Annotated in this window: 8 protein-coding genes; 5 read left to right on the plus strand and 3 right to left on the minus strand. The window is 38.2% G+C overall.

The genetic code is table 11. The annotated features are described in order from the left end of the window. Window positions 1-20: 20 nt before the first annotated feature. Complete coding sequence (gene dnaE / locus R7Q39_RS11240; RefSeq protein WP_318076244.1) at window positions 21-3,674, minus strand: DNA polymerase III subunit alpha; 3,654 nt, start codon at window positions 3,672-3,674, stop codon at window positions 21-23. 149 nt (window positions 3,675-3,823) lie between these two features. Between dnaE and R7Q39_RS11245 the strand changes: the two genes are divergently transcribed. From R7Q39_RS11245 to R7Q39_RS11255, 3 genes are all read left to right on the plus strand, one after another. Continuing rightward, window positions 3,824-5,248: a replicative DNA helicase gene (locus tag R7Q39_RS11245; RefSeq protein ID WP_318076245.1), complete on the plus strand. Its 1,425-nt coding sequence runs from the start codon at window positions 3,824-3,826 to the stop codon at window positions 5,246-5,248. A 53-nt stretch (window positions 5,249-5,301) separates the two neighbouring features. Next, window positions 5,302-6,066 (plus strand): DNA polymerase III subunit epsilon, encoded by a 765-nt coding sequence (dnaQ, locus tag R7Q39_RS11250; protein ID WP_318076246.1) that lies wholly within the window; start codon window positions 5,302-5,304, stop codon window positions 6,064-6,066. 307 nt (window positions 6,067-6,373) lie between these two features. Further along, a complete protein-coding gene (locus tag R7Q39_RS11255; protein WP_318076247.1) occupies window positions 6,374-6,838 on the plus strand; it encodes a hypothetical protein in 465 nt (154 codons plus the stop codon). Between the two features lie 86 nt (window positions 6,839-6,924). Here R7Q39_RS11255 and R7Q39_RS11260 read toward each other — a convergent pair whose 3' ends face one another. Beyond that, the gene (locus R7Q39_RS11260) at window positions 6,925-8,475 is read right to left on the minus strand and encodes a hypothetical protein (RefSeq protein ID WP_318076248.1); all 1,551 of its coding nucleotides are present in this window, start codon (window positions 8,473-8,475) and stop codon (window positions 6,925-6,927) included. Between the two features lie 133 nt (window positions 8,476-8,608). On the opposite strand from R7Q39_RS11260, the gene rseP reads away from it, so the two are divergent. Next, window positions 8,609-9,991, plus strand: coding sequence for an RIP metalloprotease RseP (gene rseP / locus R7Q39_RS11265; RefSeq protein ID WP_318076249.1), 1,383 nt, complete (start codon window positions 8,609-8,611; stop codon window positions 9,989-9,991). Between the two features lie 92 nt (window positions 9,992-10,083). After that, window positions 10,084-11,403, plus strand: coding sequence for a thioredoxin fold domain-containing protein (locus R7Q39_RS11270; RefSeq protein ID WP_052697527.1), 1,320 nt, complete (start codon window positions 10,084-10,086; stop codon window positions 11,401-11,403). Between the two features lie 72 nt (window positions 11,404-11,475). On the opposite strand, the gene R7Q39_RS11275 is transcribed toward R7Q39_RS11270, so the two are convergent. Further along, window positions 11,476-12,306: a tetratricopeptide repeat protein gene (locus R7Q39_RS11275; RefSeq protein WP_020331500.1), complete on the minus strand. Its 831-nt coding sequence runs from the start codon at window positions 12,304-12,306 to the stop codon at window positions 11,476-11,478. Between the last annotated feature and the right edge of the window lies 1 nt (window position 12,307).

A 12,307-nucleotide genomic window follows, 5' to 3' on the forward strand; every position in this document is an offset into this window, starting at 1 on the left:
CTTAGATATGGGGTTCTCTTTTATGACATAACCATCATAGCCTGATCTAACAGCCTTGCAATATTCTTATGTCTTTCAGGTCGTGTACGAGCACCTTCTTCAAGCTCTTCTTTCGTAGCTTCAACGTTTCTCGCTGGTGTTTTATTGGTTTTCTTTTCATCACTCTTATAGTTGATGATAACACTGTCTTTACCAAAGATATTAGTAAGGGCAGCGGAAAGCTCATCATCATAACGATACTTTTTACTACCAATAGACAACTCCGAGGATTCACTCTCACTCTTTATGTATATCGCACGGAGACCACAACCACCTTCAGGTTGATGTTTCAAAAACTCATTAAGTTTTTGTAGCTTAGCCTGAATTTCTTGTTTAGGTAGTTTTGTACTATCAAGCTTAATAGATACGGAATCAATTCTTTTCTCTCTAAGAGAGTCAAGTGATTCAACCTCAAAGGCTATCAGCTTATGGCTTTCAGTTTTCTTATCCATAACCAGCTTACCTTTGATGTAAACAATATTATGGTCATAGATGTACTGTTGAGATTTATGGAATGAATTGTTGAACACAACACAATCCAACTGTCTTGAGCCATCATCAATAGTGAGAAGTGCTCTTTGACCTGTTTTACCCGTTCTAATATCAGTCGTATTGATTATACAAAGCGTACTGATCACCTTATCTCGCCAAATTGATTGAGAGTCATCTTCTGAATCTGCTGAGGACTCCATCGAGATTTCAGCTAGATCTGCAAGCTTTCCTGTGGAAAGCAATCTACAATCTTCCTTGTAGTCGTCTAGTAAGTGTCCAGAAACACTCAACCCTAATGTTTGAATCTCTCCGATAAGTCTTTCTCTATGACTCATTTCTTCTTTTTCAATTAAAATTCCTGAGTCTTGGATGGATTCATCAAGTAAAGATAATTGATGTTTTGCTGCTTCCGAATTGTTTTGTTTACCGTACTTAACAATAACATCCACATTTTCAAGCAACGTTCTTCTGTTGAAGCCAAACTCATCAAAAAGACCTGCTCTAATACATGAAGCGAAAGCGTTTTTGTTTAGTCCACATTTTTCTTTGAAATCGAATATGTCTTTGAAAGGCTCATGGCGTTTGCTGATTAAATCATTAATAGCAGCATCACCAAAACTCTTGATAGCGCTTAACCCGAAGTAGATATTGTCGTTACCTTCGCTTACAAAGGCTTTTTCAGACTTGTTCACGCTTGGTGGAATAATCTGAACACCCATGCGTTTAGCTTCTTCCGCAAAGTTAACTACTTTTTCCATGCTGTCAGAATCAGCAGATAAAACTGATGCCATGAACGCAGCAGGGTAGTGTGTTTTTAACCACGCTGTTTGATAAGAAACAAGAGCGTATGCAGCAGAGTGAGATTTGTTGAATCCGTAACCAGCAAACTTCTCTACTAGGTCGAAGATTTTCATAGATAAATCGCCATCTATACCATTATCAATCGCACCTTGTTTAAATACTTCACGCTGCTTAGCCATTTCTTCAGGTTTCTTTTTACCCATTGCACGACGAAGCATGTCAGCGCCACCAAGAGTGTATCCCGCCAGAACCTGAGCAATTTTCATTACCTGTTCTTGATAAAGGATGATTCCATACGTAGGCTCAAGAACTTCTTTCAGAGAAGGGTGTTGATAATTAACGTCAGGATAGCTGATTTCTTCACGTCCGTGCTTACGGTCAATAAAGTTATCAACCATGCCTGATTGTAAAGGACCTGGGCGGAAAAGCGCCACTAGAGCGATTAAATCCTCAAATCGGTCGGGTTTTAGGCGTTTTAGAAGCTCTTTCATGCCTCGTGATTCCACTTGGAATACAGCAGTTGTTTCACCCTTTTGATACATCTCGTAAACGGCAGGGTCATCTAGCGGAATTTGCTCAATGTTAATTGGAGGCAAGCCTTCAGCAGCGCGTTCCTTATTTACTGCCTTAATTGCATTATCAATAATAGTAAGTGTCTTAAGACCCAAAAAGTCGAACTTAACAAGACCTGCTGTCTCTACGTCATTTTTATCAAATTGACTTACATAACCAGTACCATCTGCTAAACAGTAAGTTGGTGTGAAATCAGTCAGTGTGGTAGGGCTGATTAATACACCACCAGCGTGTTTACCTGTTTGTCTTGATAGACCTTCAATTTGAAGAGCAAAATCAATAATCTTCTTGGCATCTAGATCGCTTCCGTATAAGGCATTCAAATCAAGACTAACCTCTAGTGCTTTACTTAATTTGATGCCTGGTTCATTTGGAATGGCTTTTGATAATCTATCTGCAACGCCGTATGGATAGCCCATTGTACGTGCTGCTGATTTTACTGCTGCTTTTGCAGCCAAGGTGCCAAATGTAATAATCTGAGATACTGCTTTATGACCGTATTTGTTTGCACAGTATTGAATAACCCTATCACGCTTATCCATACAAAAATCGACATCAAAGTCTGGCATGGATACACGTTCTGGGTTCAAGAATCTTTCGAATAGCAAATCATACGGCAAAGGGTCTAAGTCAGTGATTTTTAAGGCGTAAGCTACAAGTGAGCCTGCGCCCGAACCGCGACCTGGACCGACTGGAATGTCATTATCTTTACTCCATTGAATGAAGTCGCCAACAATCAAGAAGTAACCAGGAAATCCCATCTGAATGATTGTATTTAATTCAAAATCTAGTCTGTCCGTATATGTTTTGACGAATTCAGCATCATTAAGCTTTTCAGGATGATTTTGCTTAAGTCGCAACATCAGCCCTTCGTATGATAGGTTTTTTAGGTATTCTGATTCCGTTTCACCGTTTGGAGTAGGGAATACAGGTAGGTAGTTCTTGTATAATTCAATATCAACCGAGCAACGGTTCGCGATATGAACGGTATTCTCGATAGCCGAAGGAATATCACTGAACAACTCAGCCATTTCTTCAGACGATTTGAAGTATTGGTGCGGTGTGTACTTATCGCCGTACTTGTCTCTAACTTCTGATACAGTAATACCTAGAGAGTCAGCTACTCTAACCTCATGAGCAGGGAATTGATGATCATCAATGAATCTGACTTTGTTTGTGGCTACAACTGGAATGCCAGCTAGTGTAGCTAGTTTAACTGCGGTGGAGACGTACTGATTGTCTTGGAAGTTACCTGTTCTCTGAAGCTCAATGTAAAAACGGTCTCCAAAGTCTTCGCGAAGCTGAATTATGAATTTCTTCGCCATATCCATGTTGCCTGACAAGATGGAACGACCAATAATTCCTTCGTTGGCACCGCTGAGTACAATCAAATTATCACAGTTTTCTTTTACATATTCATAAGGGATTACTGGTAAATCATCATCAGAAGGTCTTCCTCTATCATAAGCATCACTTATGATTTTGATCAGATTTTTATATCCCTTAGTATTCATAGAAATTAAGGTCAGTTTGCCAAACGAGTTTCCGTAAGAAACAGTGATCTCTGAGCTGATGATAGGTTTGATGCCAGCAGCCATAGCTTTTTGGTAGAAGCTAACGGCAGCAAACATGTTGCTATCGTCCGAAATGGAAATCGCAGACATGTTGCATTCAACAGCTTTCTTCACTAATTGATCGACCTTGATAAGGGAATCGTAAAGTGAGAATTGGCTATGAACGCCAAGATGAACAAATTGCGTATCTTTCATTTATTGATTCTTTTTTAATGTCTATAATATTCCCCATATTATACATTGCTTTCCACACCCCATGCAATGCCATAATCTTGTTGAAGCAGCACTACAACTTTGCTAATATCCTGCAATCAACACAAACACAAATAAATACTGAATAAAAAATGAATGATTTAAACGATTTGTACTCGGATGAAATTGAGTATGCGATAATCGGTGCTTTGATTCTGGATGAAAACACAGATCACGAAGCTGATAAGCCAAAATCAAAGGCTTACTACAAAGCACTTGAAAGATTGAAACCATCATATTTTTATGAGCCGAGCAACAGAGCTGCTTTTAAACAAATTATTAATTTACATAAAAAAGGCTGTTCTCCAGATGATGCTATCATGCGAGCACAGTTGCTTGCTGAATGCACTGAAGAGTTTGATGAAGAGGGTATCGAAGAGTACTTCGAAGGATTCCAAGAGTTAAGTCAATCAAAGTTAAACGATTACGTTGAAACCATCATTGAGTTGTGGGGTAAGCGAAAAATAATCAAGGAATATGACAAATTACAAGAGCAAGTCTCTCTTGGTCAAATATCCCTTGATGAAATGCTTGTTCAGCAAAAGAAAGTTGCTGAACAAATTGAAGGAACAAGAACTAAAGAAGTTGCTTCACGAACCTATAAGGATATGAAACGCGGTCTTCTTGAAAAAATGAAGAAGAACGCTGAATCAGGCTCAACGGTAACGGGCTTATCGACGGGATACAAAGAGCTTGATGAGCTTACTTGTGGTCTTCAAGATTCTGACTTGATCATAATTGCAGGGCGACCTTCAATGGGTAAAACAACCCTTGCCTGTAATATTATGGACAACATCGCTTCGACAGGTAAGCGTACTCTAACGTTCAGTATCGAAATGCCTGGTGATCAGCTACTCCTAAGGAGCTGGGCATCAGTTGGTACAATTAACCAAACAGCATTGCGAACTGGTAGATTAAATGAGTTGGAGCAGGGTCGATTATCTGCTGCTATTGAAAAAGTAGATCTGTGGGATGCGCATGTTATCGATGACGGTAAGATGAACATTCAGCAAATAGTGAATGAGGCTAAAAAACTTCACGAAGAGTCGCCAATATCTGCAATCATGCTGGATTATTTACAGTTAATGAAATTACCTGAAAACAATAGCAAAGCTGATGCTATTGGTGAGGTAAGCCGAGAATTAAAGCATCTGGCAGGTGAATTAGGGGTTCCAATTATTGTTTTATCCCAGTTGTCACGAAACCTTGAAAACAGACAGGATAAAAGACCAATCAACTCTGACTTACGTGATTCAGGCGCTATCGAGCAGGATGCCGATTTAATCTTGTTCGTATACAGAGATGAAGTATACAACCCAGATTCAGAAGACAAGGGGTTTGCAGAGATTATCATTGGTAAACAGCGAAATGGACCACTTGGAACAGTAAAAGTCAAGTTTGAAGGTCAATATTCTCGCTTTATTGATATTCCAGAGACGGAAAAAAACGATCCTGTAGAAGACTACCTAAAAACAGCAGAACCTCTTGATCTAAACTCTGCAACGTCTCCATTGTAATTATTGCTATTAATTAATAAAATGTAATTAAATAAAGATAAAAGACAAAAACTATGGAAGAATTATCAAATAACAGAATGATTGTTCTCGATACCGAGACTACAGGTTTTCATCCAAGAGATGAGAATGACAACATTTTTAACCGAATTTTTGAAATCGGTTGTGTAGAAATCATTGACCGAAAAGTTACAGGTGTAACATTCCACGAATTCATGGATCCTCAGAGAGAAGTGGAAGAGGATGCGAAAGAAGTACACGGTTACTCTTGGGAAGAAATAAAAGCAGAGTTGAAAGAGAGAGGCTGTCCTGGTCAGAGATTTCACGATATTGCTCAGAAGTTTATCAATTTTGTAAACGGCTCACCATTAGTTATCCATAACGCCGAGTTCGATACAAAATTCTTGGATAGTGAGCTTAGAAATGCAGGTTTTCCAACGTTAGCTGAGTTAAACATTCCTGTATTCTGTACCTACAAATTTGCTTCCAATAAATACCCTGGTCGAAGAAATAATCTTGATGCACTCTGTGACCGACTAGGTGTAGATAAAAGTGGTCGTGACCTTCACGGAGCTTTGATAGATGCTGATTTGACCGCTCAGGTATATTTGATGATGACGCAATATCAAGGCAACATCCTCTCAAATGATAAACCTAAAGTTAAGCTAGCATCTAATTTAAACATCCAACGTCTCGATCCGTCTATAAACGAGAAGCTGAAAGTAGTGAATCCGAATGAAGCGGAAGTTTTGGAGCACAATAAGCTCAAAGAGAGAATTGATAAAAGCGCTGGTGGATCTTCCTTTGTTTTAGGTCTATAAAAAACGCAATCTTGGGAAGAGCCGTTTACGAAACGTGGAGCTAATGCTCCACGTTTTTACCTTACACCTAACTCCCAATCAAAATATCAATATCCACTTAAATAAGGTTATATAAATGCTTGAAATTTCAAACTACACTCACGCTTCTTTAGATAGCATATTCTGCGATAATACATTCACGATTACTATGTACTCGAAATAAAAAGATGGGGGAAAAGATGATGTTAGACATATCAAAACCATCAAGTTCTCTGAAGGTGACTTGTACATTGATGACAGTATCCTTATTTCTTCAATGGTTTCAGCAATGGAATCTATGAATGTTTACGGTCTTGAAATCAATCATGTAGATCTAAAAAAATCGACTTTATCTGACTTTATTAAGTATGACTTCGATGTTCAAGAAGAAAGCAAGATTTTTGATGGCTCTTGTTTTCGAGTAAAATTATATCCAGAAGAAAGTTGTAAAGCTAGAAAGAACCAGATGTCTTATGAGGCTGACGCACCTGAAAACTTCTTTTTAAGAATCAGCCGCACTTCAGATGGAGAATTTAAGTACAACAAAGAGAGAGAGCAGTGGAAAGCTAAAAATAAAGAACTTCGTGAACGATTTTCTAAGGATGCAATGAAAGAGTACAATATTGAAGGAAGCATACTCGCCTTCCTGACTAGACGAGTAAATATTGAACCCTCAAAACCGTCTTCGGTAAAATTAGCAATCTGCCTTTTAGATAAATATAGAGAAGCAGTTACAGAGACATGTAGCCATTAAAAAATCAAAAACTATAAGCCTATCTGTTTTACATAATAGGGATCTAATAATAGACCCCTATTTTTTCAGTTTTTATCTTATAAAGTCTATCTTGAAGGGGTGTTGTCAGGCGATTTTTCACGCTTCAAATCCCACTTCTTATTCCCAACCATGCATTGGTATCCCAAGAACACAGATGTCTTAACAAACTTCTTCATTAAAGGAACTTTGTTAACTGGAACCTGGTCGCCAAAGTCAATATCCAAGCCTTTCGTCAGCATCACACCAAAATCAGAAGAAAACTCATCGATAGTTTTATTTGTCTTTTTAATGTAGTTAAGACAAGAAAATAGAGCAAATTGACCAACAGTATTAAGGTCTGTCCTTTCTCCATTTCTATCAAGCTCTTTTTCATAAACAGAAATCACAAAGTCAAATAGATCACCCTCAGCATGAAGCTTGTAAAGGTTGTTCTTGTGTCTATCAACCAGCTTTTCATAAGTGTAAGCGTTTTTATCGAAAACCTCACCAATGTTTTTGGTGTCCTTTTTCTTAGGTGGAGCGTTAAATACCCACTGATTAGAACTCATAGACTTTTCAGCTTGCTCTTTTGCTGCGTTCACAATTTTATTAATTTGAAGCACAAAGCCTGGATCTGAATCAATGATGTTCTTCTTAAACTTTCTATAACCGTTTAGGATAAGATCATTAAGCTCATCTGGCGTATTTCCGTGTTGTAACCATTTTGAACCATGACTTCTGGTTGTTCTATAAATAAACTGAACAACGTTGTACCAGTCAACCTGCTTTCCACCAGCTAGAATTTCACTAGCAGTAACGCCTCGCGCAAAGGCGTGTCTTTTATCGCTGATATCAAGTTCTTTTATATGCTTGGCATGTCGCTCTACTAAAGATTCGTAATCATAATCTTTTGAGCTTCCGATCCTGTCATAATGATTTACTTTAGCGCCAGAGAAGTGTTCATTTTCCACATAGGTAGTACTAACTTTTCCAAAAGTCTTATCAACGAACTCACGCTCATCATCAGACATTTCTCTAGGGAAATTCTTAGCTATATTCTTCGCGTCATTAATTGTTAAAGATTTGCCAGTGCTATGCTTAAACATTGGAGCAATACCAGCATCAACGCTGATCGAAGGAAGCAGGTAGTTACGGGATAAGTTCTTACACATCTCATCGATTTTGATTGCTTGAGCAATCTCCCATAAAAACTCATTCCAATTGCTCGCATCAATTGGCTCATTAAGCTTAACTAAAATACGTGCTTTATAAGGCGTTTCTTTAGAATAGCTATGTGTTGAATACATGATATATTCAAAACCAGCAAAGGCTTTCTCAGCCTGCTCCATAGCACCTTCTTCATCAAGGTCAAAAACCGCCATTGTTATAGCTTGAACGTTTTGGTCAATCCTGTAATGTTCAGGTTTGTCTCCTTTTTTTTCTGAAATCCAATCAGATTCAGGCTTAAACTTTACAGGCATGAATGCTGTGCCATCTTTATGGTCTCTAACGTCATGCTTGGAAAAAAGAGAGACAATAGTACTCCAAGGTAAACTTTCCCTTCTTGTAACAATGTCGGTACTTGCCAAAGTTGGAAGAAATGTAATATCAAGTTTTTTTGTATATGAATCCCACATGGGTAACACCAATTTGATCTTTATTAACGTAATAATACCATGAGTTTATACCTGATAAAACATCCAGTTTGATTGACTTTCATAACTGAAGTCTGGATAATTCACGAAACTTAATTAATAAACGGAATAAAAAATGGAACATATACTATTGATTTCAAAATCTATTGTATTTTTCTCACTCTTAATTTTCGTAGTTGTAGGGTTCCATGAATATGGGCATTTTATTACTGCGAAGAAACTTGGAATTAAAGTCTTGAAATTCTCAATCGGTATGGGAAAAGAAGCCTACGGTTGGACAGGTAAAGACGGTGTTAGATACTCTATCTCTTGGCTTCCTATTGGTGGCTACGTTCAGATGCTGGATTCAACAGAGATGGATGCTGAGGATTTAAAACAATACAGTAAAGATGATTTAAATCGATCTTTTGACAAAGCTCCTAGATGGAAGAGATTTCTTGTGGTCGCTTTTGGACCTATATTCAACCTTATAATGGCTATTATTGGCTTTACAGTCATTTCATACGGCACATTGACCATGCCATCAACCATCGTAGACTATGTTTCAAATGACATTAAATATGAAGAAAACGGAACTTTGGTTATTGAAAAAGGTGACGTGATTACTTCAGTAAATGGAACAAAGGTTGAAACATGGACAGAACTTGACCATGCATTCATTGGATCCATAGGCTCTAATCGAGTAAATGTAGAGGTAAAAGGAAAAGGCGAGATCTACATTGATTTGGAAGATAAAGTTTTGGATTCAAAAGTTAAAGATCTTTCATATTTCATCGGAATTTTACCTCAGTACAAGAACCACACGAATGTTGTTGGAGCGGTTTTAAAGGATAGCCCCGCTGAAAAGGCAGGATTAAAGCAGGAAGATCAGGTTGTTTCAATTGATGGTGTTAGCGTTGGGAACTTCTTTGAATTATCAAAGATTGTTAATGTAAGACCCGCTAAGAGTGTCGAAATTGTTGTTAAACGAGAGGGTCAGCTACATACTCTAAATGCTGAACTAGGTGAAAAGGGCAATCCAATAGACGGTAAGACGGGTTTCTTAGGGGTTGCTCCTATGATGCAAAAGATTGACGAATCTCACTTAATTGTTAAAGATGTCGGTGTTAAAGATGCAATCATTACAGGTTTAGAGAGAACATATGATGGGGCTATCTTGATTATAAATACTCTATACAAGCTTGTGACTGGTCATGTAAGCCCTACCTCTTTGAGTGGCGCTATAGGTATTGCAGATACAGCCCAAAAAGCCGCATCATTTGGTTTAATGAGCTTTATCGGTTTTGTTTCCATGTTTAGCATTAATTTGATGGTATTAAATCTTTTACCAATAAAGCCCCTTGATGGCGGTCACTTGTTTAGCTACACAGTAGAAGCTATTACAGGCAAGCAGGTTCCAGAAATGGTAGATAAGGCATTTACCATTACAGGTCTAGTTCTTGTATCCACATTGATGGTTGTTGGATTAGGAGCTGATATAATGAGAATCATCTTTTAACAGAAAAGGCGCTCAATGAGCGCCTTTTTAATTGAAAAATAAAAACTAATAATTTATCATTTCGTAAAATATCAATAATAAAAGAACCTATTATGTCAACTGAAGAAAAAGAACTAAAAAAGAAAAAAGGTTTCGGCTTTTCCTCTGTAGCGTTAGGTGTTCTCATGTTAGGAGCATCTATAACGATCATTAATACGCCAGCATTGCTTGATCTAAAAATTTGGAAAGAGCAGCCTGTAGGTGAGGGTAAGGCGTATTCTACATTGAATAGTATGGAACTATCTGAAATTAACAAAAAATTAGATAGTGCGTTAGGCGGAAAGCTACCGCTAGTCGCGGCAGCAAAAACAAGTGTTCCAGGTCTCTATCTCGTTATGAGTGAGTTTGACCAGTTTTACTTCCATCCAGATTCTGGGAGGTTTATCCGTGGTGACATATACAATTCTGAAACCAAAAAGAATGAAACACAGATCGTTTCAGATATCCTAAAAAAAGAAGCTGAGCTTAAAGGTCACACTGTAACAATTAAAAGCGCTCCAGCTTCAGTATCAACAGATAAATCATCTAAACCTGAAAAGATGAATTTAGGTTCGAGCTTGAAGGATGAGCTTAACAAGCTAAAGAACTCAACGGACGTTAAAAAGGAGATTGCTTCAATAGCTCCTGCATCATCAATAGCGATTCATACAAATAGCTCTGAGCAAGAAAAGGCTGAAGCAAGAGATGAAACACCTCAGGAGGTGATTGATGAGCAGCTAAAAGGCTACGGGGGTGAAAGAGTTAGTGCTGATATGGCTAAATACAGCCTAAATGGTCGCGTTAACCCTGAGGACGTTACAAGTTATCGCACATACATCAAATACAAGGAAAAAGTGATTCCTAAGATTGGGTTTGATAAAGACGGTAAAGAACTCTCACCAGAAGTAACTAAGAAACAGATCCAGGCTATAGTGAAATTTGTCGAAAAAGCTGGTGATAGATGGTCAGTTGTTTACAAGGCTGAAAATGAAAAAGCCTCAATGGTGATATTTACTGATCCAACTTGTCCATTCTGTAGAAAGCTGCATAGCGAAGTGGAGGATTACACTAAAAATGGAATATCAGTGTATTACCTATTTTACCCAAGATATATGGGGTTAGGTCTTGAAGACGATAAGCTCAAGCACTCTGTTCGCCTGATGGATAGCATCTGGTACAACAAAGATAGAAACAAAGCTGCTGATGATGTGTATGCAGGATATCGAGCTGAAGGTGATGAGGTTATGGGTGATATTCAAAACCCAGTGTTTGAGCACTATCTTATCGGTGAAATGATTGGTGTTAGAGGCACTCCTAAAATCATCATGAGTAATGGTGAAACTATGGAAGGGTACTTGAACTGGAAATACATTGCCAAGAAAGCGCTTAAGTAGACTAAACAAAACTAAAAAAGCAGATCATAATGATCTGCTTTTTATTTAACTAAAAGTGAATGAATAAATATTTTAGAAATGAGTTTCTAAAAGCTCTTTTGCTCCAGCGCTACCAAGCTTGGAAGCTGTAACTAGTAATCTATGAGCTTTTTCTTTGTTCAATTCAACTTCATAGTCTGAAAGGTAAAACTTAGCTAGATCAACCATAGCATCAACTTTTCCGAGTTTCGCGTCAGTTGATACCTGCTCGAAGTTAATAAGAGTGTTTAGAGCCTTATCTACCTTGATTCTGGCAGCTTCAGCAGGTTCAAAACCATTTGCTTGGGACTGGCTCAACCAGAACATACCCAAATCACGATCTTTAGCAACGCCTTTACCAAGGATGTAGTGAGTACCAACAACATATTGAGCTACAGGGTCGCCTACATAAGCGCCATCAAGGAACATGCTCATTGCCAATTGCTCTCTTTCTTCTTGAGTCAGAGAATCATGAGGGTCGGCAAGACCTTTTGTTGTTTTATCAACGTCACTATACCCCATCAAGAAATAAGCGTACTCGATAAGAGCAGGAGCAAACTTCGCTTCTACAGCTTCGAGCAGAAGCTGGTGAGCCTTCAGATAGTCTGCCTTATAGACGATTCCGTACTTGTACATCTCGTACAGTACAAACTTACTCTTTGCATCTCCGTTATCAGCATCTTTCACTAAACGCTTCATTCCACCAGCACTAGTAATGCTGTCATTAATTTTGTCTATTTTACTATCACGATCCACACGGTATTGGAACTCGGTGACTTTATCGCTGATAACTGGTTGAGCATCGAATTTGACATTAGCATGTGATGCGAATGGAATGGTTCCAATAGCTAATGCAATACCTAAGATTAATTTATTTGCTTTCATA

The organism is Vibrio sp. 947, assembly GCF_033339115.1.
GTDB lineage: Bacteria > Pseudomonadota > Gammaproteobacteria > Enterobacterales > Vibrionaceae > Vibrio > Vibrio alginolyticus.